25 protein-coding genes, 1 tRNA gene and 1 pseudogene are annotated in these 25,894 nt (G+C 63.5%); 18 read left to right on the top strand and 9 right to left on the bottom strand.

Features of this window, described 5'->3' with window-relative positions; genetic code table 11:
• Positions 1–225: 225 nt before the first annotated feature.
• Both I0K07_RS15370 and I0K07_RS15365 read left to right on the top strand, forming a co-directional pair.
• The gene (locus I0K07_RS15370; RefSeq protein WP_203295009.1) at positions 226–975 is read left to right on the top strand and encodes an electron transfer flavoprotein subunit beta/FixA family protein; all 750 of its coding nucleotides are present in this window, start codon (positions 226–228) and stop codon (positions 973–975) included.
• 2 nt (positions 976–977) lie between these two features.
• Positions 978–1,907, top strand: a complete 930-nt coding sequence (locus tag I0K07_RS15365) for an electron transfer flavoprotein subunit alpha/FixB family protein (protein WP_203295007.1) — start codon at positions 978–980, stop codon at positions 1,905–1,907.
• Between the two features lie 77 nt (positions 1,908–1,984).
• Here the strand turns inward: I0K07_RS15365 and I0K07_RS15360 are convergent, their stop codons facing one another.
• Both I0K07_RS15360 and I0K07_RS15355 read right to left on the bottom strand, forming a co-directional pair.
• On the bottom strand, positions 1,985–2,275 hold the full coding sequence (locus tag I0K07_RS15360; RefSeq protein ID WP_203295005.1) for a hypothetical protein: 291 nt from the start codon (positions 2,273–2,275) through the stop codon (positions 1,985–1,987).
• Between the two features lie 20 nt (positions 2,276–2,295).
• Positions 2,296–3,354, bottom strand: coding sequence for a phytase (locus tag I0K07_RS15355; RefSeq protein ID WP_203295003.1), 1,059 nt, complete (start codon positions 3,352–3,354; stop codon positions 2,296–2,298).
• A gap of 239 nt (positions 3,355–3,593) precedes the next feature.
• On the opposite strand from I0K07_RS15355, the gene I0K07_RS15350 reads away from it, so the two are divergent.
• Positions 3,594–6,404, top strand: a complete 2,811-nt coding sequence (locus I0K07_RS15350) for a TonB-dependent receptor (RefSeq protein ID WP_203295001.1) — start codon at positions 3,594–3,596, stop codon at positions 6,402–6,404.
• A gap of 249 nt (positions 6,405–6,653) precedes the next feature.
• Here I0K07_RS15350 and I0K07_RS15345 read toward each other — a convergent pair whose 3' ends face one another.
• Positions 6,654–7,241 carry a TlpA family protein disulfide reductase gene (locus I0K07_RS15345; RefSeq protein ID WP_203294999.1) on the bottom strand — a complete coding sequence of 196 codons (588 nt, stop codon included), beginning with the start codon at positions 7,239–7,241 and terminating at the stop codon, positions 6,654–6,656.
• A gap of 29 nt (positions 7,242–7,270) precedes the next feature.
• Here I0K07_RS15345 and argH point away from each other — a divergent pair, with 29 nt between their 5' ends.
• The 5 genes from argH to I0K07_RS15320 all read left to right on the top strand — a co-directional run bounded on the left by argH (position 7,271) and on the right by I0K07_RS15320 (position 13,213).
• Entirely contained in the window at positions 7,271–8,683 is a 1,413-nt protein-coding gene (gene argH, locus I0K07_RS15340; RefSeq protein ID WP_203294997.1) for an argininosuccinate lyase, read from the top strand.
• A 15-nt stretch (positions 8,684–8,698) separates the two neighbouring features.
• Positions 8,699–8,863: an LPS translocon maturation chaperone LptM gene (lptM, locus tag I0K07_RS15335; RefSeq protein WP_203294995.1), complete on the top strand. Its 165-nt coding sequence runs from the start codon at positions 8,699–8,701 to the stop codon at positions 8,861–8,863.
• Between the two features lie 69 nt (positions 8,864–8,932).
• Positions 8,933–11,488 (top strand): DUF4175 domain-containing protein, encoded by a 2,556-nt coding sequence (locus I0K07_RS15330; RefSeq protein ID WP_203294993.1) that lies wholly within the window; start codon positions 8,933–8,935, stop codon positions 11,486–11,488.
• 166 nt (positions 11,489–11,654) lie between these two features.
• A tRNA-Lys gene (locus I0K07_RS15325) sits at positions 11,655–11,727 on the top strand.
• 343 nt (positions 11,728–12,070) lie between these two features.
• Positions 12,071–13,213, top strand: a complete 1,143-nt coding sequence (locus I0K07_RS15320; protein WP_203294991.1) for a slipin family protein — start codon at positions 12,071–12,073, stop codon at positions 13,211–13,213.
• Positions 13,214–13,262: 49 nt separating this feature from the next.
• Here I0K07_RS15320 and I0K07_RS15315 read toward each other — a convergent pair whose 3' ends face one another.
• On the bottom strand, positions 13,263–14,183 hold the full coding sequence (locus I0K07_RS15315) for an MJ0042-type zinc finger domain-containing protein (protein ID WP_203294989.1): 921 nt from the start codon (positions 14,181–14,183) through the stop codon (positions 13,263–13,265).
• A 63-nt stretch (positions 14,184–14,246) separates the two neighbouring features.
• Here I0K07_RS15315 and ftsE point away from each other — a divergent pair.
• The 5 genes and pseudogenes from ftsE to I0K07_RS15290 all read left to right on the top strand — a co-directional run.
• A pseudogene (ftsE, locus tag I0K07_RS15310) lies at positions 14,247–14,930 on the top strand (cell division ATP-binding protein FtsE); the annotation flags it as partial.
• Between the two features lie 169 nt (positions 14,931–15,099).
• Entirely contained in the window at positions 15,100–16,017 is a 918-nt protein-coding gene (locus I0K07_RS15305; RefSeq protein WP_203294987.1) for a cell division protein FtsX, read from the top strand.
• A gap of 81 nt (positions 16,018–16,098) precedes the next feature.
• Positions 16,099–16,686, top strand: coding sequence for a YdcF family protein (locus tag I0K07_RS15300; RefSeq protein WP_203294985.1), 588 nt, complete (start codon positions 16,099–16,101; stop codon positions 16,684–16,686).
• A gap of 15 nt (positions 16,687–16,701) precedes the next feature.
• A complete protein-coding gene (locus I0K07_RS15295; RefSeq protein WP_203294983.1) occupies positions 16,702–17,412 on the top strand; it encodes a lysophospholipid acyltransferase family protein in 711 nt (236 codons plus the stop codon).
• 82 nt (positions 17,413–17,494) lie between these two features.
• Positions 17,495–18,499, top strand: a complete 1,005-nt coding sequence (locus I0K07_RS15290; protein WP_203294981.1) for a DUF2125 domain-containing protein — start codon at positions 17,495–17,497, stop codon at positions 18,497–18,499.
• On the opposite strand, the gene hisC is transcribed toward I0K07_RS15290, so the two are convergent.
• Complete coding sequence (gene hisC, locus I0K07_RS15285) at positions 18,496–19,584, bottom strand: histidinol-phosphate transaminase (RefSeq protein WP_203294979.1); 1,089 nt, start codon at positions 19,582–19,584, stop codon at positions 18,496–18,498. The genes I0K07_RS15290 and hisC overlap by 4 nt on opposite strands.
• A 9-nt stretch (positions 19,585–19,593) precedes the next feature.
• Positions 19,594–20,352, bottom strand: coding sequence for a class I SAM-dependent methyltransferase (locus tag I0K07_RS15280; RefSeq protein ID WP_338041082.1), 759 nt, complete (start codon positions 20,350–20,352; stop codon positions 19,594–19,596).
• A gap of 71 nt (positions 20,353–20,423) precedes the next feature.
• Here I0K07_RS15280 and gloB point away from each other — a divergent pair, with 71 nt between their 5' ends.
• Positions 20,424–21,194: a hydroxyacylglutathione hydrolase gene (gene gloB / locus I0K07_RS15275; RefSeq protein WP_203294977.1), complete on the top strand. Its 771-nt coding sequence runs from the start codon at positions 20,424–20,426 to the stop codon at positions 21,192–21,194.
• A 3-nt stretch (positions 21,195–21,197) separates the two neighbouring features.
• Positions 21,198–21,632, top strand: a complete 435-nt coding sequence (locus I0K07_RS15270) for a cupin domain-containing protein (RefSeq protein WP_203294974.1) — start codon at positions 21,198–21,200, stop codon at positions 21,630–21,632.
• Positions 21,633–21,641: 9 nt separating this feature from the next.
• Here the strand turns inward: I0K07_RS15270 and I0K07_RS15265 are convergent, their stop codons facing one another.
• Complete coding sequence (locus tag I0K07_RS15265; protein ID WP_203294972.1) at positions 21,642–22,370, bottom strand: DUF4908 domain-containing protein; 729 nt, start codon at positions 22,368–22,370, stop codon at positions 21,642–21,644.
• 56 nt (positions 22,371–22,426) lie between these two features.
• Positions 22,427–23,152: an acetoacetyl-CoA reductase gene (gene phbB / locus I0K07_RS15260; RefSeq protein ID WP_203294970.1), complete on the bottom strand. Its 726-nt coding sequence runs from the start codon at positions 23,150–23,152 to the stop codon at positions 22,427–22,429.
• 173 nt (positions 23,153–23,325) lie between these two features.
• On the opposite strand from phbB, the gene phaR reads away from it, so the two are divergent.
• From phaR to I0K07_RS15245, 3 genes are all read left to right on the top strand, one after another.
• Positions 23,326–23,937, top strand: a complete 612-nt coding sequence (phaR, locus tag I0K07_RS15255; protein WP_203294968.1) for a polyhydroxyalkanoate synthesis repressor PhaR — start codon at positions 23,326–23,328, stop codon at positions 23,935–23,937.
• Positions 23,938–24,230: 293 nt separating this feature from the next.
• Entirely contained in the window at positions 24,231–24,452 is a 222-nt protein-coding gene (locus tag I0K07_RS15250) for a hypothetical protein (protein WP_203294966.1), read from the top strand.
• Between the two features lie 247 nt (positions 24,453–24,699).
• Complete coding sequence (locus I0K07_RS15245) at positions 24,700–25,107, top strand: type II toxin-antitoxin system PemK/MazF family toxin (RefSeq protein WP_275297578.1); 408 nt, start codon at positions 24,700–24,702, stop codon at positions 25,105–25,107.
• A 226-nt stretch (positions 25,108–25,333) separates the two neighbouring features.
• Here I0K07_RS15245 and I0K07_RS15240 read toward each other — a convergent pair whose 3' ends face one another.
• The gene (locus tag I0K07_RS15240) at positions 25,334–25,771 is read right to left on the bottom strand and encodes a hypothetical protein (RefSeq protein WP_203294962.1); all 438 of its coding nucleotides are present in this window, start codon (positions 25,769–25,771) and stop codon (positions 25,334–25,336) included.
• Positions 25,772–25,894: the final 123 nt, after the last annotated feature.

Here is a 25,894-nt window from a genome sequence, read left to right as displayed (position 1 = left end):
ATTCCGGCAAGACCCTATCGAAACGAATAGCGTTGTGAATAGGGCCTGCCGGACCGAGGCCGGGCGGAGAAACGCTGCCAGTCGAGACGATACCGCAACTGCGAATTGACGCGAACGTAAGCCAGTTCAATGCATTGACTTACCGCACCGGCGAAGGCAGGTTCCCCGCCGTATTTCACTCGGTGCGCAAACTATCCAAAGCGCGCGGCCAACCGGAGCCCAAGCATGAAGATTCTCGTCCCCGTCAAACGGGTCGTCGATTACAACGTGAAGGTCCGCGTGAAGCCCGACCAAACGGGCGTCGACCTCGCGAACGTGAAAATGTCCATGAACCCCTTCTGCGAAATCGCAGTCGAGGAAGCCATCCGCCTGAAGGAAAAAGGCGTGGCCACCGAGATCGTTGCGGTCTCCATCGGCCCGGCCCAGGCTCAGGAAACCATCCGCACGGCCCTCGCCATGGGCGCGGATCGCGGCATCCTGATCCAGACCGACGAGACGGTGGAACCGCTCGCCGTGGCCAAGCTTCTCAAGGCTGTTGTCGCCGAAGAGAGCCCGGAACTCGTCCTGCTGGGCAAGCAGGCGATCGATGATGACGCCAACCAGACCGGCCAGATGCTGGCTGCGCTGCTGGACTGGCCGCAGGGCACGTTCGCATCCAAGGTCGAGATTGCCGATGGCAAAGCCACGGTGACCCGCGAGATCGATGGCGGCCTGCAGACGATTGCGCTGGAAATGCCGGCCATCATCACCACCGATTTGCGCCTGAACGAGCCGCGCTATGCCTCGCTGCCGAACATCATGAAGGCCAAGCGCAAGCCGATCGACACCAAGGCCCCGGCCGATTACGGCGTCGACATTGCCAACCGCCTGGAAGTGCTGAAGGTCGCCGAGCCGGCCAAGCGCGAAGCCGGCGTGAAGGTCGAAACCGTCGCCGAACTCGTCGACAAACTGAAAAATGAAGCGGGAGTGATCTGATCATGGCTGTTCTCGTTTACGCCGAACACGACAATTCCACGCTCAATGACGCGACCCGCGCCGTTGTGACGGCCGCCAAGGGTCTGGGTGGCGACATCCATGTCCTGGTCGCCGGCAAGGATGCCGGTGCCGTGGCCGAAGCCGCCGCCAAGCTGGACGGTGTCTCCAAGGTGCTGCACGCCGAGAGCGACGCCTTTACCTCGCCGACCGCTGAAGCGCTGGACGCCCTCGTCACGCCGATGATGGATGAGTATGACGCCCTGCTGGCGGCTGCCACCACGATGGGGAAGAACTTCCTGCCCCGCGTCGCGGCCAAGCTGGACGTGATGCAGATCTCCGACATCACCGCCGTGGAAAGCGCCGACACCTTCGTCCGTCCGGTCTATGCCGGCAATGCGATGATGACGGTGAAGTCCTCTGACGCGAAGAAAGTCATCACGGTTCGCCCGACGACCTTTGAAAAGGCCGGCGATGGCGGTTCTGCCGCGATCGACGAGATCGGTGCCGGATCCGGCCCGTTCAAGTCGGAATTCGTCTCCGAAGAACTGTCCAAATCCGACCGCCCCGAACTGACCTCCGCCAAGATCGTCATTTCCGGCGGTCGCGGCATGCAGTCCGGTGACAATTTCCACCTGCTCGACACGATCGCCGACAAGCTGGGCGCCGCCGTCGGTGCCTCGCGCGCTGCCGTCGATGCCGGCTTCGTCCCGAACGATTACCAGGTCGGCCAGACCGGCAAGGTCGTCGCGCCTGAGCTCTACATTGCCGTCGGCATTTCCGGTGCCATCCAGCACCTCGCCGGCATGAAGGACTCCAAGGTCATCGTGGCCATCAACAAGGACGAGGAAGCCCCGATCTTCCAGGTCGCCGATTACGGCCTGGTCACGGACCTCTTCACCGCCCTTCCGGAACTGTCCGACGCTCTGGGCTAGGCCTACCGCGACAGACCGAAACGAAGACGCCCGGCTGGATCAGCCGGGCGTTATTCTTTGCCGGCTTGTTGGACGCGCTAGACCTTCCAACCTCGGAACTCCCGGTATTCCCGGATAACGGACAGCGCCCGCCGGGTCTGGTCACGGTCGCGCCCGCAGCCGGCCTGGACGGCATCATGGACGTGCTGGGGCAGATCATTGAGCGAGATGCCCGACAGGTCCGCCTGCGCCTCATCGCCGGCGAGGAGGCGCTCCAGCCCGGCCTCCAACTGGGCCAGGCGCGCCCGCACACTGCCATCCCGTCCGCGATGCAGCAGGACCAGCGTGATCAGGGCAATGACCAGGATGAGCGGAAGAAGGAGCGCCATGCGCTCCCCCTAGCAGGGCGTCAGTGTGCTTCCAAGCCTTCGGTGCGGGCCGCCTCGATCTCTGCGAGCACATCGCGCAGATCGACGAATTTGAAGTTCTGGCCGCCCGTATCATTCTCATCATCCTGCGCCACCCAGACGCCGCCCGGGAAGAGCGGACCCAGATCCGCCACCGAGATGTCATGGCCATCGGTATGGGTGACCGCATCGATGTCACCGGCGGCGATTTCCAGGCGGGTGACGAAGCTGTGCGTGTCCAGATCGTAGACGGCATAGGTATTGTCGCTCTGGCTGGAGACAACCAGATAGCCGCTGGTGTCACCGACCGGGATCAGGGCCGCCCCTTCGGCGTCGGCAGCGATATGGATGCCGTCGGTCTCGGCGATCTGGACCGGCTCGGCCGGGTCGGTGGGCTCGGCACCCATCACCCAGACACCGACATTCTCTTCATTCATGTAGATCTGGCCGGTGCGGTCGTCGGCAACACAGCCCTCGGCAATCGTGCCCAGCGTGACGCGGCGGACTTCCTCGGCGGTCACGGCCGCACCATCCCAGCCCAGTTCCAGCTGTACGAATGTGCCGGGATCCTTGTCGGACACAAAGGCATAGAGCGCATCATTGCGCGGGCTGCGATAGAAGCAGAAGCCATAGGGTTCGGCGACACCGGCAACCGGCACGGCACCGGCATAGCTCACTTCGCGGCTGGCCGGATCGATGAAGAAGAAGGCCACACCGATATTGGACCGGTCCGACGCCCCGGCGAGATCCACCACGCGATCGCCCAGATCGAAACCATAGCGGACATCGACATTGTTCAGACGGCCTTCCGGCAGATAGGCGTGCTCACTGCCATCCATATTATAGGCGTAGACGCCATTATCCTTGTCGGTCCCGAAGACGAGGCTGTCGCCCGGGCTCGGGGCCACCCAGACCGCCGGGTCGTCGGCGGCATCTCCGGTACCGGCCACACTGTCCGTTTCGACACTGGCGTGAACCGAACGTGGCGGCAGCCCCGTCGGGCCACAGGCAGTCAGCGCGAGCACCAGCGAAGTCAGCAAAGCGGAACGGACCGGAATCATGGGCAAACCTCTCGCAAAATCCCGCGTGCGATAGCACACGCCCCCATGCGGCTCACCCGTCTTTTCGTGACGTTTCCCTGACAATTGATTGGCAATTTCGCGTTGTTGCGAAACGGTCGCTCAATCGACACGAAACTGAGGAGCAATCGTCATCAGCGTGTCGCCGTTATTCCCCCATAGAGGCGGCGGACACGCCCATCCGGGCAAGGCTTTCCGCGTAACCTTCTTTGGGGGATCAAATGAGCAAGACACTCGCCATGCTCGGCACCGCTTCGGTGCTCGCGCTCGCTGCCGCAACCGCGGCCCAGGCCGGCACGATCGCCGGTCGCGTGACCGACGCATCTGAAACGGTGGGCCTGGAAGGCGCCACGGTTCGCGTCGTCGAAACCGGTCAGACCGCCACGGTGGCTTCGGACGGCACATTCCGCATCGTCGGCCTGGCTGCCGGTGACTACACGCTGCGCGTCACCTATGTCGGCACCGAGCCGCGCGATGTGCCGGTGACCCTGGCTTCCGTGAATGACACGATCTCCCCGGCGATCACGCTGGGTGATGATGTCGAATTCGTCGACAACATCCTGGTGATCGGCCAGCGCGGTGCCCTGAACTCCGCCCTCTCCCGCCAGCGCGCCAATGACGGCAATGTCGCGGTGCTTTCCGCCGACGCCATCGGCCAGTTCCCGGATGAGAACGTCGCTGAAGCCGCCCGCCGCGCCGTCGGTGTGAACGTGCTGAACGACCAGGGTGAAGGCCGCTTCGTCTCCATCCGCGGTCTCTCCCCGAACCTGGTCTCCACCTCCATCAATGGTGTGCGCCTGACCTCGCCGGAAGCCGAAGACCGCCAGGTCGGCCTCGACGTCATCGACGCCGACGTGCTCGCCTCCGTCGTGATCAACAAATCGCTCCTGCCGAACATGGATGGCGACAGCGTCGGCGGTAATGTCGAGATCGAGACCATGTCCGGCCTGGACGTGGACGAACTCTATCTGCGCGCTCGCGCCGCGACCCTCTATTCGGACCTGGAGGAAGAGTTCGGCTGGCGTGGCAGCGTCAACTTCGCGAACAATTTCCTGGACGGCCGCCTCGGTGTTGCCGGCTCGCTCTCCCATCAGGAGCGCGTCTTCGGCTCGGAAAGCTTCGAGGTCGATGGCGGCTGGGAAACCGGTGAAAGCGTGGCCTTCCCGAACGAAGTGGAACTGCGCAACTACCAGGTCACCCGTGAGCGTACGACGGCCGTCCTGAACTTCGACTATCGCGTCAATGACGAGTTGAGCCTCTACCTGCGCTCGACCTATTCGGACTTCTCCGATCAGGAATATCGCAGCCGCGTCGAGATCAAGCTGGAAGACGCCGATTATGACGACGTCAATTCCTCCGGCGATCTGGCCGTGCTGACCACGTCGGACATGGATATCGACCGCGACATCAAGGACCGCCTTGAAACCCAGCTGATCTTCGCCACCGATTTCGGCGGTGAATGGCTGCGCGGCAATACGACGATCGACTGGTCGCTCTCCTACGTCCACGCCGAGGAAGAAGAGCCGAACCGCCTGGATGTCGACTTCCGCGGCACGTTCGAGGATGGCGAGATCATCGGCGTCAACGTGTCCGATCCGCTCATGCCGACCCTCCACTATCAGGGCGGCCTGACGACGCAGAATATCTTCGACGCGTCGAACTATGAGAATAACGGTTTCGAGTTGACCAATGGCCTGGCCCAGGACCGCGAATATGCCGGTGCCCTGAACATCCGCCAGGACTTCAGCCTGAACGGTGCCTCCGCCTATGTGCAGGGTGGCGTCCGCGTCCGCCTGCGCGACAAGAAATACGCGCTGGATTTCGACGTCTATGACGACACCGACCTGATCACGCTGGCCGATGTCGCCCGCACGGTCGATTACAGCCAGTCGCGTCAGGGCCCGGTCCCGAACCCGACCGCCGTGCGTGAGTTCTTCTTCTCCAACCTGTCCGCGCTGGACTATGAAGACATCGACAGCGTCATCGACAGCCAGGGTGCCTCCTATGGTGTCTCCGAAGACGTCACCGCCGGCTATCTGATGGGCAGCTGGGACAATGGTCCGATCCGCATCGTCGGTGGCCTGCGTGTCGAACAGACCGACGTCTCCGCCTACGGTTATGAAGTCTTCCTCGCAGAAGAAGACGCCACGGTGAACGGCGTCATCCTCGGCGATGACACGCTCTTCGTGACGCCGTTGACGGCTTCGGACGACTATACCGACGTGCTGCCCTCCATCCTGGGCCGTTTCGAACTGTCCGAGAATGTCGTGGCCCGTGCCGGCTACTACGCCTCGATCCAGCGTCCGAACCCGGGCGAGTTCGCACCGCGCGTCCTGGTCGAGCAGAATGATGATGACGAAGTGGAAGGCGAATTCGGCAATCCGGACCTGGAACGCCTGGAAGCCCAGAACTTCGACGCCTCCATCGAATGGTATCCGAACAACGACGCTGTCGTTTACCTCGGCTACTTCTTCAAGGATCTGGAGAACGTCATCGCCCCGATCGAGTACTCCAACTACACGATCAATGGCCGCGTGTTCGACGAAGCCAACACCTATATCAACCTGCCGGAAGGTGAAGTGTCGGGTCTGGAATTCAACTACCAGCAAGCGCTCGACTTCCTGCCGGTCGAGGGCTTCATCGTCGGCTTCAACGCCACCTTCACCGACAGCTCGGCCACGCTGGCCGATGGCCGCGAGATTGCCCTGCCGGGTCAGTCCGACACGGTCTGGAATGCGGTGCTGGGCTATGACCACGGTCCGTGGGATCTGCGCGCCACTGTCTCCACGCGTTCGGAATACCTGGACGAGATCCGGGGTGGTGCCGATGAGGACCGCTTCGTCCTCGAGCACTCCCAGCTGGACCTCTCGGCCAAGTTCGAGCTCTCCGACAATCTGCAGATCTTCGCCGATCTGAAGAATGTCACCGACGAGCCCTACCGCGCCGTGACCCGTCCGGACGGTGTGGATCGTATCGAACAGTTCGAAGAATACGGCTGGTCGTCGGTCTTCGGTCTGCGCTGGACCTACTAGTCCCGCACACGACACCATCAGGAAGCCCCGGCCCGAAAAGTCCGGGGCTTTCTTTTATTTCAACGCCTTATGAAGAGTGCGCCTGACGCCAAACCGTCGCCAACGCGTCATCAATGCGTTGCAAACCGCCGATAGACAGGCGCCAACCCGCTCCTCCCCGAACGGGCATGCGCCACGGCTTATCCCTCCGAGGCTCGCAAGTTTACTCCCCGGCCGCCCGTGAATGTGGGCGGCCTCTTTTTTTTGGAATTACGTCCCGCGATTGATTGCCGCCTGGATCAGGCGCATCGCATCCTCGCTGTCCCATTCGGCCGGAGCGGTAACACGGCCGATCTCGCGGCCCTGACGATCATACAGGATCGAGGTCGGCAGGCCCGGCGTCTGGATGCGGGAGAAACTGGCCAGATTGGTGTCATGGATGATCGGCAGGGCGTCGAGGTCAAAGCGTTCGAAGAAACCGACCGCATCGTCCATCGAGCGATCCAGGCTGATCGTGACGACCTGGAAATCATCACCGCCCATTTCCTCCTGGAGACGGTTCAGCGCGGGCATTTCCTCGACACAGGGTCCGCACCAGGTGGCCCAGAAATTCACCAGGATGACCTGGCCGCGATAGTCCGACAGGCGGATTTCGTTTCCGGACGGGTCGGCATAGGCGACGTCGGGCTGGATCGGCGGCTCGTCGAGCTGGGTGAAGGCCCGCATTTCGCCATGGGCATAGCTGGACAGCGCGCCCTGGTCACCGGAATTGCTGCCACTGATGAAGGCGATGGAGACAAAACCCACCACAAGGATTGCGGCCATGCCAAAAATGGCTATTCCAAGTGGTGATTTCATTTCGTCCTCTCCTTGCCCGCAGGAAGCCCATGTCCGACAAGCCCGCGTCCTCCAAATCCAGCGCCATGTGGGGCGGCCGGTTCTCTGCCGGACCGTCTGCCGTCATGGAAGCCATCAATGCCTCGATCGATGTCGACAAGCGGATGGCGGACCAGGATATCGACGGCTCCCTCGCGCATGCCCAGATGTTGGGCGAAACCGGTGTGATTTCAAGCGAGGATGCTGCCGCGATCTGCGCCGGGCTGGAAAAAGTCCGCACCGAGATCCACGGCGGCGACTTTCCCTGGTCCAAGGCGCTGGAAGACGTCCACATGAATGTGGAAGCCCGGCTCAAGGAAATCATCGGCGAGCCGGCCGGACGCCTGCACACGGCGCGCTCACGCAATGACCAGGTGGCGACGGATTTCCGCCTCTGGCTGCGCGATGCCTGTGACCGGGTCGATGCCATGCTGGCCGCCTACCAGAAGGCGCTTGTCGAACAGGCTGCCCGGCATGTCGACCAGGTCATGCCCGGCTTCACCCACCTTCAAACCGCCCAGCCGGTTTCCCTGGCCCACCACCTCCTCTCCTATGTCGAAGTGGCCCAGCGTGATCGCGGCCGGTTTGCCGATGCGCGCAAGCGCCTCAATGAGAGCCCGCTGGGCTGCGCGGCCCTGGCCGGCACGGCTTTTCCGATCGACCGGGAGATGACAGCCAAGGCGCTCGGCTTTGACCGCCCCATGGCCAATTCCCTGGACGGGGTTGCCGCGCGTGACTTCGCCCTGGAAGTCCTGTCCGCGGCCTCGATCTGCGCCGTGAACCTGTCGCGCTTTGCCGAGGAGATCGTGCTCTGGTGCACGCGCCGCTTCCAGTTCGCCACCCTGTCGGATGCCTGGTCGACCGGTTCCTCCATCATGCCGCAAAAGCGCAATCCGGACGCCGCCGAACTCGTGCGCGCCAAGCCGGGACGTATCATCGGCTCGCTGACCGGCCTGCTGACGGTCGTGAAAGGCCTGCCGCTCGCCTATTCCAAGGATCTGCAGGAAGACAAGGCACCGGTTTTCCAGGCGATGGATGATCTGGAGCTGGCCCTGCTCTCCATGGCCGGCATGGCCTCGGACCTGAAATTCAATGGCGCCGCCATGGAAGAAGCCGCCGGCGAAGCCTATTCCGACGCGACCGATCTGGCGGACTGGGTGGTGCGCGAACTCGGCAAGCCCTTCCGCGACGCTCACCACATCTCCGGCTCCATCGTGAAACTGGCCGAGGCAAAGGACGTGCCCCTGGCCCAGCTGAGCCTGGCCGAGATGCAGTCCGTTGATCCGGATATCGACGAGAGCGTGTTTTCCGTGTTGAGTGCCCGGGCGTCGATGAACAGCCGGACGAGTTTCGGGGGCACATCACCGGTGCGGGTGCGCGAACAGGTGGAAGCCTGGCAGGCGCGCCTGAATGAAGGCGCCTGAGGAAGGAAAATGAGTATGAGACGGCGGGTAAGTTCGATCCTTCTGCTGACGCTGACTGCGCTCAGCCTGGCCGCTTGCGGATTGCGCGGTGAGCTGGAACGTCCGCCGCCGCTCTGGGGCGACCCGCAGGACTATGAAGAGTCCGAGACGGCCGACACGGCGGATGAAGACGGTCGCTAGGCCGTCACTTCTCAAAAACGTAATGCAGCCGGGCCTCGTCTAATTGCGCGGGCGTGCTAGGTTTTTTGGATGCGTTCGACTTCGCTCTTCACGGCGTGGCTTGCCCTCGTCTGGGAACGGTCCGTTCCCGTGCTCTGGCCCGTCCTGGCCGGACTGGGCGTTTTCGCGATTCTCTCCCTTCTGGGCCTGTGGGACCAGGTCGGCGATCCCTGGCGCGCCCTGACCGCAGCCGGACTGATCGGCCTGGCAGTCTGGCTGACCGGTCGCGGCGTTTCGCGCTTTGCCTGGCCGACCCAGGACGAGACCGCCCGCCGGGTGGAAGAGGATAGCGGGATCGAAGCCCGCCCTCACGAAGCCCTGACCGACCAGCCCGTCGAGCATGATCCGCTGGCCCAACGCATCTGGCAGGAACACCAGACCCGCATGGCGGCCCGTCTGGCTGATGCCCGCGCCCGCCGTCCACATGCCGCCTGGGCCTATGCCGACCGCTGGGCCCTGCGCGGTGTCCTCGCTCTCTTCCTGGCGACATCCTGGTTCATTGCCGGCCCGGCTGCGCAGGACCGCCTCACCGAAGCCTTCAGCCCCTCCCTCATCCTGGCCGGTGGCGAGACCCTCAGCATCGACGCCTGGATCGATCCGCCCGCCTATACGGGCCGGCCGCCGGTCTTCCTCGCCGATGGTGATCGCAGCGCCGAAATTCCGGCCGGATCCACTTTTGTGACCCGCATTGCCGGCAGCCGCCGCGCTCCGCACCTCACCTTGCGTACGGGCGGCGATGTCACCCGCACCACCGGGACGGAGATCGGTGCCGGTGTCTGGGAGGCGCGTATGCTGGTCAGCGCGGATTCCACCCTACGCCTGGCTGCACCGGGCACGCGGGAGAACTGGACGCTGACCGCCATTCCCGACAATGCGCCGCAGATTCGCCTTCTCGCCGTGCCGGACGCCACCGCCGCAGGCGAACTCGATCTGCGCTTCTCGGCCGAGGATGATTACGGCGTGACGTCCTACGCCATGGAATTCCGCCCCGAGGATGATGACGAGGCAGACTGGGAACGCTTGGAGATCGACCCGGTCTCTGTTGCCCCGCTGCGCGAAGGCGAAGGCTTCAGCACGCTGCTGGAAACCGCCCGCCATCCGCTGGCCGGGTCCCGGGTGACTATCCGCCTCATCGCTGGCGATGCCGCGGGCAATGAAGGTCTCTCGCCGGAACTGGGTGTCACCCTGCCCGAACGCGTCTTTCTGGACGCGCTGGCCCGCGCCGTCGCCGAACAACGCCGGGGCGTGATGGAGGCGGATGCCGCCTACGCACCCCTGCCGGAACGCCCCGCCCTGTATCGCGAAGACATTCCGCCGGGTCCCGCCTATCTGGCCGAGGAACCGGAACGCCGGATCGAGCGGGCACCGGAAGGCCTGCAATACGCCGCCCGCGCCCTGGATGCGATCTCCGACGCGCCAGCCTATTTCTTCGACGACCCGGTCGTCTATCTGGGCATTCGCGAAACCGTGCACCGCCTGCGCCGCAGCCGCGACCAGGTCGATCTGGACGGTCTGGAGAGTGATCTCTGGAATATCGCCCTGCGCGCCGAGCTGGGCTCGCTCGCCGATGCCGAAGCCGCCTTGCGGGCTGCCGAACGGGCCCTGATGGAAGCCCTCGCCCGCGGCGCCGACGAAACCGAGCTGGCCGCCCTGTTCGAGGCCTATCAGCAGGCGATGGAAAACTATATGGCCGCCCTGGCTCGCGAAGCTGCCGAAGAGGGTGAGTTCGCCGAAGGTGGCAATGGTCCGCAAATGGACAATGCGGCGATTCAGGAAATGCTCGACGCCCTGCGCGAAGCGGCTGAACTGGGTGACACGGCTGATGCCCGCCAGGCGCTGGCGGCCCTGTCTGAAATGCTCCGCAATATGCAGATCCAGCTGGGTCAGGGTTCCGGCGAAGGCGACCAGCCCGACCCGATCACCGAAGCCATGCGCGAAGCGCTGGAAGAACTCGGCGAGATGATCGGCGAACAGCGCGACCTGCAGGACCAGACTTTTGGCCTGAACCAGCAGGAACAGCAATCCGGTGGCAATTCGCCCAGCTCCTCAGCCGGCCAGCCGCAGGGCGGCCAATCCGGTGAGGGCCCGCAGACCATGGCCGAGAACCAGAGCGGCGGGGCCCAGTCCGCCCAGCAGCTGGCCGACGCTCAAGGCCAGTTGGCCGAACGGTTCGGCCAGTCCTCCGAAAGCGTGCCGGGGGAAGGCAGTCAGGACACGCTGGGCCAGGCCGGCGAAGCGATGAATCTCGCCGAGGAAGCTTTGCGCCAGGGTGACACCGAAGGCGCGCTGGCGGCGCAGGAAGACGCGCTGGCCGATCTGCGCGCCGGCGCTGAAGAACTGGCCCGCGAACTGCTGGAACGGATGGAAGACGGCCAGGGTCCCGGTGCCGACGGCCAGGATGAGCGCGATCCGCTGGGCCGTCCGGCCGAAGGCGCCTTTGCCGACGGGTCCGGTGTCGACATTCCCGATGAGATGAGCCGTGCCCGCGCCCGTGAAATCCTGCAGCGCCTACGCGATCGTGCGGCCCAGAGCGGCCTGACCCAGGAAGAGCTCGATTATATCGAACGCCTGCTCGACCGGTTCTGATCCCCACAATTGTGGTTAATGGGCAACACCGCGATTTTTTAGCAACTTGGCTGTTGATCCCGTCCGCGGACCGGCGCATACCCCGCCGCCTTCGCTGAGCCGTGGCTCGTGAGACCACACCGGCGCGGTGGGCCCTGCTCGTCCCGTGTTCCGGATCGGCGATGTCGCTTGGTTAGCTCAATGGGTAGAGCACATGACTTTTAATCATGGAGTTCGAGGTTCGAGTCCTCGACCAAATATCCAGACTGCACCACTGGACTACCTGACTGTACCAGGCTGCCAGGAGCGTTCGCGCCCCTGTTCGATCGCGGCTGAGCGTAAGCCTGCTTACGCCCCGTCGCACCCGTCAGTCCGGCAGACGGCACAGGCGCTTTGCGCTGTGCAGGATACCGGCTTCGGGAAAGAGCCTGAGGGCTCGCTGACCGGGAGAGATTTCGCCGCCTAGCGGTCATCTCCCCTCGCGGCGGGTTCCTCTAGGCCGGGACCCGTCGTCTGAATGCACACCCCGTGCGTGTTCCGTCGAATGGTCCTGGCAGTCCTGCCAAGCCCTTTTCAACGCCAACACAAGAAAGGCCTAGAACAATGATCTACAAGACGGCCGTTTTGGCCGAACACGAACGCGGAGTCCTGCTGCGCGATCAAACCGTCATCGACCTGGTGGGCCCGGGCCGGCATCGCTGGCTCGACCTGCGGAACCGCCTGCGGCTGGAAATCTTCGACACGGACCGTGTCGTGATGGACAGCAATTGGGCCAACCGCATCATGCGCCAACATGCCGATCTGGCCGGGGATGATTTCATCCTGGTCCGTCCGGATGCCGGACAACTGGCCCTCATCATGCTGGATGGCGCGCCCTACGCGGTCGTCACCCACGGGATGAGCCGGGCTTTCTGGACCGTGATGCACGATATCAGCGTCGAGATGATCGAGCTCGCAGAGGCTGACCGGCTGGATCCGCGCCTGGCCGACCGCTGGGCGATCGCCGCCGGTCACGCCATCACCAAGACCACGGTCGGAACCCGCGAGGCCGGCCTGCTCTACGTGGATGGTGAGCTGCGCGAACAGCTCGCTCCGGGTCGCCACGCCTTCTGGGCGGCGGACCGGGCGGTCCGCATGGAGGTCGTTGACCTGCGTGAAACCGCGCTGGACGTGGTCGCGCAGGAAGTGCTGACCAAGGACCGGGTCACGATCCGGCTCAACCTGACCGCCTTCACCCGGGTCACCGATCCGATGGTGCGGGCGACCCGGCTGAGTGATGCGGACGGGCATGTCTACAAGCTGATCCAGTTCGCGGCCCGCGAGGCCGTGGCGGGTCGGACGCTGGACGTGCTGCTGCGCGACCGGGTCGAGATCGACCGGGAGATCACGGACCATGTCCGCGAGCGCCTGGCCGAGACCGGGATGGCTGTCTCCGATCTGCGGATCAAGGATGTCATCCTGCCCGGTGACATGCGCGAGATGCTGAACAAGGTGGTTGAAGCGGAAAAGGCCGCCGAAGCCAATCTGATCCGGCGTCGCGAGGAAACCGCTGCCACGCGCTCCCTGCTCAACACGGCACGGCTGATGGATGACCATCCCGGCCTGATGCGCCTGAAGGAGCTGGAAGCGCTGGAACGCCTGACCGAAAAGGTCGGACGGATCGATGTCCACCAAACGTCCGAAGGAGCCGGCCTGCCGGCCCTGCTGGACACGCTGATGGGCCGATCCACGGCGGAGAATGCCTAGCAGGGGCGGGCTGGTGAGAACCGGTCCGCCCTTTTGCTTTTCAGATCAATCAGTGGTGGTCGCTGTTCGCGGGTCCATGCGCCGGAGCGGGATGGGCCGGTTCCGAATGAGCGGCTTCAGCCGGGGCCGGTTCGGCATGGCCAGGCTCCTCATGGGAAGGCTCGTCATGCGAGGCTTGCGCCGGTGCCGCTTCATCATGGGCACCTTCGGCCGGAGCGTGGCCATCGGAGGCATGCGGGTCGGCAGCATGCTCGCCCGCCTCGGTCTCGTGGCCGCCATTGCCATTGGCCGCACGCGCCATCAGAAGCACTTCAACCTCGACCGCTTGCGGCGGCGGATCAGACACGACCGTGCTGAAAGTCCGACGGCGCCCAGCCTTCACATCGCCGGCCGGCATGGAAATCTGCCATTCCAGCAGGCTCTCGCCATGCTCATCGCGGAGCACGGCGCGCAGGCCGGGCACCGCACGGGCACGGCGGTCGAAATTGTGGATGTCGCCCTCAACGACGAGCAGCGGCACGCCATGCGCACTTTCGCGGCGGATATCCAGCTCACCGACCGAGAAGCCATAGGGGTTCACCGTGGCGCCCACAGCCGCATAGGCCGAGGAGGCGCGCGGCCAGAGGGTCACAATATCCACACGGAAAATCCAGGCGGACACGAAGAGGACCAGGCAAGCGGCCAGCAATCCGCCCCAAGCCCCCCCGGCTGCAGCCATGGATAAGGTATGACGCTTGCGCTCCTGGCGGGCCCGGAAGGCCTTGTGCGGCATGCTTTCCGCTTCGGTCTTGGGCGGTTCGGCAGCTGCGGGCTCGACTTGCGGCGCGTCCTGAACCGTTGGATTCTCGGCTTCCGCGGTCCATACATGTCCGCAGGAGGCGCAACGCACACGCCGGCCGGTCGCGCCAATTGCATCCGAATTGGCACGGTAGCGCGTGGAACAGGACGGACAGCTCAGTACTATGCTCATTGCGAGTCTTTTACGTCCTACTTGGCTCACCCGCGTCAGTGGAGGTTCTCCATCAACCCGAGTATGACCGCTTCTCCGCACAGCGATCCCGAACCGGTCGTCCGCTTCGACAATGTCGGCATGCGGTACGGGCGCGGCCCGGAAATTCTGCGCGATTTGTCATTTGATTTACCACGCGGTTCTTTCCAATTCCTCACCGGACCGTCCGGTGCGGGCAAGACATCGCTGCTCAAACTGATTTATCTCGCGGCAAAACCGTCACGCGGGCTGATTTCCTGCTTCGGACGCGATGTGGCCACCCTGCCCCGCGACGAGCTTCCCGACCTGCGCCGCCGTATCGGTGTGGTCTTCCAGGAATTCAGATTGCTCAATCATTTGAGCGTGTTCGACAATGTCGCCCTGCCGCTGCGTGTCACCGGAAAGAAACGTTCGGACTATGCCGAGGATGTCGCTGAACTGCTGGCCTGGGTCGGTCTGGGCGACAAGATGTCGGCCCTGCCCCCCACCCTGTCCGGGGGTGAACAACAGCGCGTCGCCATCGCGCGGGCCGTGGTCGGGCAGCCGGAAATCCTGATCGCCGACGAACCAACGGGCAATGTCGACCCGGAAATGGGCATGCGCCTGCTGCGCCTGTTTGCCGAGCTCAACAAGCTGGGCACGACGATCGTCATCGCCACGCACGACCTCCAGCTCGTGCGAATGGTGGATGCGCCGGTGATGACCCTGGCCAATGGCCATCTCCACATCCGCCCGCCACGCAGCCAGCGCCAGCGCGAGGCCGATCTTCGCAATTCCCTCGACCCCGAACCCGACATGCCGTCACCGGCAGATACGGACAGCGGCGAGGATCCAATGGATGCCGTGGCCCGGGCCATGGAAATGCCGGAGGATGACGAAACGGACGGGGAGGATCGCGATGAGTGACGATCTCCCGCGCCCGCCTTCGGGTGGGGCCGGCGCCCTCCTGCCGCCGGATGCCGGCCGCGACCGCCCGCTCTTCGTGGTGGCCGCCATCCTGGTCTTCCTGGCCTGTATCGCGGCCCTGGGAGCTCGGGGCGCCTGGAACCAGGCCCAAAACTGGACCACGGAACTGGAAAGCAGCCTGACCATCCAGATCCGGCCGGTCGATGACCGGGATCCGGACGCCGACGCCCGTCGCGCCGCTGAAATCGCCCAAGCCCTTCCCGGTGTCCGCACCGCCACGCCGCGCACTCGTGACGATGCGCTGGCTCTGCTGACGCCCTGGCTGGGCGAGGGCAATCTGCCCGATGACCTTCCCCTACCGCTGATGGTGGAAGTGGAGCTGGAACCGCGCGCCGCCCGGGACGGCCGCGTCGCGATCAGTGATCTGCAGGCCCGTCTCGATGCAGAAGGCATGGCCGCCAGCGTGGATGATCATTCGCGATGGGCTCGCGCCGTCCGGCGCGCCGCTGGCACGGCCCAGACCCTCGGCCTGTCACTGCTGGCCCTGCTGACCGGCGCTGCCGCTGCCGTGATCGCTTTTGCGGCCCGCGCCAGCCTGGCCGCACGGACCGATGTCATCGATGCGCTCCATTTGTGCGGCGCTGAGGACCGTTTCATCGCCGGGCTGTTCCAACGCCGCTTCTTCATGCTGGGCGTGAAATCCGGCCTGGTGGGTGCCCTGTTCGCGGCCTGTGTCTCCATCGGGGTGAGCCTGGGCCAGTCCCCCGCCGATATCGCCTTTTTCCTCCCGCAATGGGCTGCCAACCCGTTCGAGCTGATCCTGCTGGGCGCAGCACCCCTGCTGGCCGGCCTGACCTCGGCCCTGTCAGCCCGCTTGGCTGTAGCCTCCGATTTGAGGGGGCGCTGGTAGCATGCCGTCACAAATCAGCCGGTTTTGCCCTGCCTATTCGGCCCATCAGCGCATCCGTTCCGGAATGCGCGGGAGGTCGTGATGTTACGCAGCTGGGAAATCGCCCGGGCCCTCGCCTTTTTCTTCGTGGCCATCCTGACCATCGGCTTCATCCTGTTTGCCATGCGGGTGAGCGGCTATGAGCAGGACGCCGGCGCTGAACCGGCCGATGCGATCATCGTGCTGACCGGCGATGCCGGGCGTCTGGCCGCCGGGGCCCAATTGCTGCGCGATGGCCGGGCCGGTCACCTGCTGATTTCAGGGGTCCACCCGTCTGCCACATCCGCCGACCTGCAGGATCAGACCGGCCTGTCCGAAGCCGACTTCGACTGCTGCGTCACGCTGGGTCGGCAGGCGACCGACACGATCGGCAATGCCCGCGAGGCCGATGAGCTGGTGAATGCCCGCGATTTCGACCGGCTGATCATCGTCACGTCAGACTATCATTTGCCGCGCAGCCTTATGGAAATGAAGGCACTGATGCCCGGCGTCGAATTCATCCCCTATCCGGTCCATACAACACCGCCCTGGCGCAATGCGCGCGCGGCGCGTCTCTGGCTGCTGGAGTATGCCAAATACACCACGGTCCAGATGCGCTACGCCCTGATGCCCCGAACCGATAATGCCTGAGCCGGACACCGCCCGATGAAGACGCTGCAATCCCTGTTTTTCTATCTCTACATGTACGGGCTGATGGTGGTGATGGGCCTGATGGGCCTGCCCCTCCTGCTGGCCCCGCGCGCCTGGGCAAGGGCCTGGCTGCGGGTCTATCTCAACCTGCTCTGGCTGGGCATGCGCGTGATCTACGGGATCACATTCGAGGTCCGTGGCCGCGAGAACCTGCCCGAGGGCGGCGCGCTGATCGCGTCCAAGCATATGAGCATGTGGGAGACGCTGGCCTTCTGGGGCATCCTCCCTGACCCGGCCATCATCCTGAAGAAATCCCTCGTCTATTTCCCGATCTTCGGCTGGTACGCGGTGAAGCTGGGCAATATCGCCATCGACCGGAAGGGCGGGGCCCGTACGCTCAAGAAAATGCTCGCCGACGCCGCCACCCGCGGCGCCGAGGGGCGCCAGGTCCTCATCTTCCCCGAAGGCACGCGGGTGAAGCCGGGCGAAGCGCCGGAGTTCAAACCGGGCATTGCCGGTCTCTATCTGTCGATGAACCAGCCTTGCGTCCCGGTTGCCCTTAATTCGGGCGTTTTCCTGCAGTCCTATTGCGGCAAGAAGCGCAAGGGCCGGATCGTGGTCGAGTTCCTGGAGCCGATCCAGCCGGGTCTCGACAAACAGACCTTCCTGCGGCAATTGCATGAGCGTATCGACACGGCATCCCGTACGCTCGAGGGCATGAGTTAGGGTTGCCAGTGCTTCCGCCGGATCGAGTTGGCACCGGCGCGTGATTTTTGGGGTCCGGCTGTGCCGGATTGGGTAAAGCTTGATGTTGCGGTCCAAACTGCTTTGGCCGATTGCCGGTATTATACTGGTTCTCTTGGCTTATTCTGCTTACTGGGTGTTCGCCAGCCAGCAGCTTCGCAAAGGCGTCGACGATTGGGTCGCCGACCAGGAAGCGGCCGGATATGCGATCGAACATGATGGCGTCCGCATTGGCGGCTACCCCTATCGCTTCCAGATCCGCGTCACGAATTCCCGCATTCAGGCACCCGCCAGCGATGGTGGCTGGTTCGCCCACCTCACCGAGGTTCGGGCCAATGCGATGCCGCACGACTTTTCACACTGGATCCTGGATTTCACCGGCCCGGTCACGCTGGACGACTACACCGAGCCTGGCAGTTCGCTGGAGCTGAATGCCACCGATGCCCGGGTCAGCCTGGTCTATGGACGCCGGGGCGAGACCGAACGGGTCGGCGCAGAGCTGCGCGATTTCGTCGTCACGACACATGCCGGCCGCGCACCGGATATCCAGGCGATCGACGAAGTCATTCTCAACGGCATGGTGGCAGAGGATGACCGGCTGCGCCTGCGCATGATGGTCAACGGGATCACCGCCTCACCGGGTGTGCTGGATCCGGACGTCGAACGCGAATTCGGCGGGACGGCCGCCCTCGCCCGCATCGATCTGGAAGTGTCGCAATGGTCAGCCCTGGCACGTGGCGCCAATGCCCTGGCCTGGCGCGAGGCGGATGGCATGCTGCACATCGCCGAGAGCGAGCTGGAATGGGGTCCGGCCCATATCACGGGCAGCGGGGATTTCACCCTGGACAGCCAGGCGCGCCCCGATGGCCGCCTCTCCCTGCGCATCACGGACCCGGATGCCCTGGCCAATGCGCTGGTGGAATCCGGTGTGGTGCCCGAGGAAAATGAACAGGCGCTGCGCCTGGCGGCCATGCTGGCCCCGCGCGGACCGGATGGTGTCTCCCTGCCATTTCGTATCCACGAAGGCGGGATCTATCTCGGTCCGGTCCGGCTGGGCGGTATCGACTAGGCTTTCATGAAGTCGGCCAGGGCGTCGACGAGACGCCGGTTCTCGTCTTCCTTGCCGACCGTGGCGCGCAGCGCATTGGGCAGGCCATAGGGCTCGACACCGCGGATGATCAGACCCTTGGAGGTCAGATAGGCGTCGGCATCGGCGGCCGTCTTGCCCGGGGTTTCCGGGAAGTGGATCAGCACGAAATTGCAGACGCTCGGCGTCACTTCCAGACCCATTCCGCCGATCTGCTGGCGCAGCCAGTCCACCCATTTGGCATTGTGCTCGGCGGAGCGGCGCATGAAGTCGCGGTCCTGGATGGCTGCCGTGCCGGCTTCAATGGCCGGCAGGTTCACATTGAACGGACCGCGGACACGGTGGAGGACATCGATGATGGAGCGGTGGCCATAGGCCCAGCCCAGACGGGCCCCGGCCAGACCGTGGATTTTCGAGAAGGTCCGCGTCACCACGACATCATCGCGCTCGCGGGCCAGTTCCAGGCCGGCATTGTAATCGGCCGCATCGACAAACTCGGCATAGGCCGCATCGATCACCAGCAGGGTGGAGGCCGGCAGGCCGTCGCGCAGGCGGCGGATTTCCGCGTCGGAAATATAAGTGCCGGTGGGATTGTTGGGATTGGCGATGAAGACGATGCGCGCATCATCTCCGGCCGCTTCGATCACGGCATCCACATCCGTCGTGTAGTTCTGCTCCGGCGCGGAGACGAGCTCGGCGCCGCTCTGCATGGCCACAAGACGATAGACCAGGAAGCCGTATTGCGACTGCACGACCTTGTCGCCCGGATTGAGATAGGCCTTGCCCAGCAATTGCAGGATTTCGTCCGAGCCGCAGCCGCAGACAATGTTCTCCGCTTCCAGACCTTCTTCCTTTGCAATGGCTTCACGCAGCTTGGTGGCGCCACCATCGGGATAGAGGTGAAGACGCGCGGACGAGGCCTCGAAAGCCTCGGCAGCCTTGGGCGAACAGCCCAGCGCGTTCTCGTTGGAGGACAGTTTCACCGGATTGGCGATACCGGGAGCTTCGGAAGAACCGGGCTTGTACGGGCGAATGTCGAGAATGCCGTCGCGAGGCTGGATAGCCATGAAATGTCCTCAGGTGTTGGGCGTCCGCTTGGACTGTTGGCGTGGAGATAACGCGGGGCGGCTGCGTCCTTCAAGTGCGCGGACACGGGCAGGTGCAGCCCGGCCGCTCGGGCGGATGGCCCCGGTGTGTTTCACCGCCTCTGCGAGGATCACACCGCCCAGGCCCGGCCAGGCGTGTTCCCCGGCCTCTTCCCACAGCGAGGCAATGCGGCGGTGATGCGCCCAGTTCCAGGGCGGGGCGAACAGGGCCCGCGACCAGGCCGTGGGCTCCAGAAGGGCATCTTCCAGTACGCGGGAAATCTGCTGGCGCGTGAAAGGGCGGCCATGGCCGAAGGGCGTCTTGTCGGACAGGGCCCACACGCCGGTACGCGATGTCGTCACCAGCATGACCCGACCTTCCGGCGCCATCACCCGCCAGACCTCGCGCAGGAGGGCGGGCAAGGCCTCCGCCTCTTCCAGGGCATGGACCAGAAGGATGCGGTCGAACAGGGCTTCAGGGAAAGGCAGGCGCATCTCATCGCCGAGCGCGACGGGCGGCTCGTCCGCGGCGGGGATAATCGCCCCCTGCTGTGCCGGCATGAAGGAGATGCAGCGCCGCGCCTCAGTCTTGAAAGGCGTGAGATAGGGTGTGGCATAACCCAGACCCAGAACATCCAGGCCTTTCGTGCCCGGCCATAGCGCCGCAATCCGCCTTCCGATCATGCGTTGGGCGGTCAGCCCTTTGCGGCTGGCATAGAAACGATTGAGTTCACTGGCATCATGGCGCACTGGCCATACTCCCGTTCCATGGCCTACACATCGAAGTCAGACCCACACTAGCGAAACCGGCGGTTTGGACAATGAGCGCGCTTGAAATCCGGCAATTTCCTTGCCTGTCAGACAATTACGGCTTCCTCATCCATGATCCGGACAGTGGTGAAACAGTGGTGATCGACACGCCCGATGCCAAGACCATCGAGGCAGAAGCCGCTGCAGCCGGCTGGACCATCACCCAGATCTGGAACACCCACCACCACTGGGATCATGCCGGGGGCAATAGCGAACTGAAAGCGGCCACCAAGGCGCACGTGGTGGCACCAAAAGCGGATCAGAACCGGATCGACAGTGTCGACCAATGGGTCCAGGACGGTGACACTGTGATGCTGGGACAGCATCGGGCCGATGTCTATTTCACCCCTGGACATACGCTGGGCCATGTCTGCTACCATTTTCCCGACCAGAAGATCGCCTTCGTCGGCGACACGCTCTTCGCGCTGGGCTGTGGGCGTCTGTTCGAGGGCTCGCCCCAGCAGATGTGGGACAGTCTCTCCCGCCTGATGGACTGGCCGGACGAGACGACGATCTACTGCGCCCATGAATACACCCAGTCCAATGCCGCTTTCGCGCTGAGCGTGGATCCGGACAATCGCGACCTGCAGGCCTATGCCGCCCAGGTCGAGGCCGAACGCGCCCGGGGGGAGCCGACCGTGCCGACCACGATCGGTGCAGAGAAAGCCGCCAATCCCTTCCTGCGCGCCGCCGACCCAGCCTTGCGGGCCCGGCTGGGTCTGGAAACGGCAGCCGATGCGGATGTGTTCGCCGAAATCCGCCGCCGCAAGGACAATTTCTAGACCATGGACGCCCAAGCGCAGACCATCATCGACACGCTGGACATGCAGCCTCACCCGGAAGGCGGCTGGTATGTCGAGACGTTCCGCGACCGGCCGGGCCCCGATGGCCGCGCCCTGTCGACCCTGATCTATTTCCTCCTGCCGGAAGGGGCTGTTTCGCACTGGCACCGGGTCGATGCGGTGGAGACCTGGCACTGGTATGCCGGCGCGCCTCTGGAACTCTCCATCAGCGAGGATGGCGAGACCGTCCGCACCCAGACACTGGGCCCCAACATTGCCGCCGGTGCGCGGCCGCAGGGGATCGTACCCTTCATGGCCTGGCAAAGCGCACGCTCAACCGGTGCCTGGACGCTGGTCGGCTGTACGGTGGCACCCGGCTTCGAATTTGAGGGATTTGAACTGGCGGCACCCGATTGGGCGCCAGGCCGGACCGTATAGAGGGACCGGCTAGAGATTGCCGATCAGGGCTTCAGCGATGAAAACCGAGCTGGGGCGACCGGCATAGCCCAATTCCGGCGCGATCACGACCACCAGCGCATCGCCTTCTCGGTAGGCGGACGGCTGAGTGCCCAGAACGATATTGATATTCTCGACATCGCGGAAATAACGGCGCTCGCCATGGACCCGTTCAAAGGCCATCTCAATCATGCCCAGCGTGTCGTACTGCACGCCCAGACCGGCACGCGGGGCCGGGGAATATTCCACTTGCAGATTGCGGTCGAGGGAACGGGCCAGGCTGCTGACCAATTGCTCGGCGCGGCCGCGAACCTCACTCGGTGAGCGCGGCGCCGGCGTCAGGGCGCCGGACGGGCTGGCAAATTCGACAATCACGCCATCCGGCGCGTCCATCGGGAAATAGGTGGCGCCGCCAAGGCCGGTAATGCGGATCACTTCGCGGCCCATATCGGTGATATAGGCCGTGCCGCCGCCCGGGGCGCGATTGGGATAGAGGACGAGGACTTCGGCATCCGGCGCATCGCGTTCACGCAAAAGGGCCGCTTCGCCGGAGCGGTCGAACAGGAAGAACTCGCCCGTGTCGGCACGCTGGTACCAGCCCGTCGTTTCCGCAGACCGGTCATTGCGCAGCAAACGGTCACGCAGCGGATTCTGCTGAACAGCACCGACAGCGCCTGCAAACAGGGCCGCAAACAATATGGCGAACAATAAACGCGTCATCCCGAGCTTCTTATTCTTCTGCAAGAGGGCAAATTTGGGGCAAGACCTGAATTTCTTCAGGTCATGTATTGCCCACCATTCGCCGTCAGCGTCGAGCCGGTCATGAAGGCGGCGGCATCGCTGCAGAGGAAAGCCACGAGTGCGCCGATCTCATCGGCCTCACCCAGGCGGCCAGCCGGGATGCCGGACACGATCTTTTCCAGGACGGGTTCGGGCACGGCCGCCACCATCTCGGTATTGATATAGCCCGGACAGATCGCGTTCACCGTGATGCCCTTATTGGCATTCTCCTGGGCCAGCGCCTTGGTGAAACCGATCACGCCGGCCTTGGCCGCGGAATAATTCACCTGGCCCATCTGGCCCTTCTGCCCGTTGATGGAGGAGATGTTGACCACCCGTCCCCAGCCGCGATCCCGCATGCCCAGAATGAGCGGACGGGTGCAATTGAACAGGCTGTCCAGATCAACACGCATCACATCGCGCCATTGTTCCGGGGTCATTTTGTGGAACATGCCATCTCGGGTAATGCCGGCATTATTGACCAGGATGTCGATCGGTGCGCCCGCGATCTGCTCGGCCTCGGCCAGGCCGGCCTGGCAGGCGGCATAATCGCCGACATCAAATTTCACCACCTCGACGCCATGCTCTGATGCAAAGGCGCGAGCGGTCTCATCATTACCCGCATAATTGGCAATGACACGGTGTCCGGCAGATTTCAGTGCCTGGCTGATGGCGGCCCCGATTCCTCGCGTTCCGCCGGTCACGATCGCTGTGCGTGTCATTCCATCCCCCATTCCCCGCGGTCACGACCGCCGGGCGTTTTCCTAGCGAATTGCCTTCGCGCTTGCAGCACACCACCACATGGGCGTACACCTTGTCATGAAATATCAACACGCCTGTGTCGATCAACAACTAAACGACACAAAAAGAAAGGCGTGCCACAGGGGAGTAAGCGGTGACCAAATCGAACGGGAAATCGTCGGAAATCGTCATCAAGAAATATGCGAACCGGCGTCTCTACGACACGTCGACCAGCCAGTATGTGACGTTGGATTATCTCAGGGACCTGGTGAAGAAGGGCACGGACTTCCAGGTCATCGACGCCAAGAGCGGTGAAGACCTCACCCGCGGCGTCCTCGCCCAGATCATTTTTGAAGAGGAATCGCGCGGTGCCAATCTTCTGCCCGTCGATTTCCTGCGCCAGCTGATCGGCTTTTATGGCGACAGCCTGCAGAGCGTCGTTCCCGGCTATCTGCAAATGTCGATGAATTCTTTCGCACAGCAGCAAGAAGAATTCCGCGACCGCATGACGGAAGCCATGACCTCGCCCCAGGCCTCCATGGCCATGATCGAGGAACAGACCCGCCGCAATATGGAAATGTTCGGCCAGGCGATGCGCATGTTCTCGCCCTTCACCGCACCCACTGGCGCTTCGCCCGCGGCCGGTGAAACGGCTCCAGCCGCTGAACCCACCGAAAAGGCGGAAGGCGATGACGTCTCCGCAATGCGCGAAGAGCTGGACGCCATGCGTGCCAAGCTGGACCAGCTGCTCGACAGCAAGAAATAGCGGTCCGAGCGGCAAACCGGCCAAGTGCCGGGCCGCATTAACACTTTCGTATCGATTTGAGCCAGCCGGCCCGCCTCGCGGGCCGGCTGGTGTGCTTTTACAACCCGTAAACCGTATTTTTGCCCCCAAATCGTGGTTAACCTCTCATTAAGAGTTGGCATCGCGCTTGCGATGAAGAGGGCATGACCACGATCCGCAACGCATATCCTGTCCCGACCCCGACCAGCCGGCGCATTGCTCCGGTTGGCCGTACACGCGGATCGAATGATCGTCCGCCGCGGCAGGACGCAGCGATGTCTCCTGTCCCGACCCCGCATTCGACCGAGCGTGAAAGCGCCCGTTCCTATGTGCGCTCGCGTCCCGCCACGGCGGAAGTCATGGTCCAGATCATCGGCGACCAGCCGCGCCGCGGCCTGAAAGCCGAGGCCAGCGAGGTGGAACGCTTCCGCCGCACCTACGCCCAAGCCGCCCAGCCCCTGCGCTCCAGCGCCCCGAAATGGGAGCGCTGCGCATGAGTTCGGTGATGGCCTCCCGCAAATTCGGCTTCTGGCTGGATGTCAGCCTCGGCGCCGGATTGTTGTTCGTGCTGCTGTAGCGCTTGAGGAGACGCCCGATGGGCGGCTCTATTGTGTTTGGCATTTCCATCCATTGAAGCACCATTTCTTCCGGAAGCGGGTAGTGCTGTCCGGAAACTCATCATACCGCCTTCAAGATATGATTGCATGAATTGCATGTCACAATTTATCTGCGCATACTTTTTCGATGCCGCTTGGGTATCATCCGCGTGCAGGGCAGATCCTGATGACAGATTTCAAAGGCTTCATACCGCCTGAAATCAACAAGGTCCGTCCCAGCATCATCATCTCGCCGCGTTTGCCAGGTCGCAGCGGGCTGGTCGCGGTTGTTCCGATTAGCCTGACACCACCGCATAGGCTTTATCCCTTTCACGTCCAGCTTTCCCGGAACTACCATCCCCAAGAAGAAGATGACCTGGCTTGCTGGGCCAAATGCGATCTCCTGATGAATATCTCGGTGGCCCGGCTGAACGGATTCAAGACCGGCCGACGCAAATGGGTTCACCCCCAAGCGACCGGCGAAGATTTGGCGGCGGTGAGACATGGCGTCATTCACGCCTTGGGTCTGGGGAGCTTGTTGAAAGGGGCCGCCTGACCTATATAAAGCCGGTAACCCGGTCTTCGGGCTTTAAGACCCAGCTTGCTGGGCAGGTTGCTCGCCGGGCGATGACAAGTCCTGAGCAGCCTCGATAGTGTCACTGTCCCAAAACCCCGCTCCGGCGGGGTTTTGTGTTTCTGACGTTCGCCATTTTGCTCTCCGCCTCGCTATTTCTCCCGGCAGCGCGCAGCGCTGTCCGGAGAAAACCGCGTGTGCGCAAGTCTCAATCCGGCTTGTGAACCAGATAGCGAACCGCACGATGCGCATCTTCAAACAGGTACGGAGCGAGAAGAATGATCGCACCGAGATAAAACAGCCCGCCGAAGCCTCTACCAATGTGCGCCAAGGTTTGTCCCACCGTCATCTCCCCCTGCGTCAGAACATGCACCAGAACACTGGTTACGAATACGCCTGTAAAAGCGAGCACCGTGACTTGAAGAACCGTAGTGAGAAGCCAGCGCGCGAATGCCAAGTGCACAGGCAAGAGGGCCAGCCCGATAACAAACGGGGTGAACCAGGACATCAGGAGCAAATTCCCTTCCCGCCCTGTAGCCGACAGGCCCCAAACAGGCAGAGCCATCGCGAGACCGAAGACGGCGAGCGCCACAAGTCCGCGAAGCAAAGGATGGGTGCGCGCAATTGTTTCTGCTAATGCATTCATGGCAAAAACTCCCTTAGGTTGAACCTAGAGGGCTCGCACTGCTCGTGCAATCCCCAACAAAAAATTCGGTCTCGCCAGAAGGTCTGACTGTCCGTTTCGGAACCCTTGCGGGTCCTTCCCTTG

The sequence above is a fragment of the Maricaulis parjimensis genome (assembly GCF_016817355.1).
GTDB lineage: Bacteria > Pseudomonadota > Alphaproteobacteria > Caulobacterales > Maricaulaceae > Maricaulis > Maricaulis parjimensis.
The sequence above is the reverse complement of the archived record's forward strand: the minus strand, read 5'-3'. Positions and strand labels throughout refer to the sequence as shown.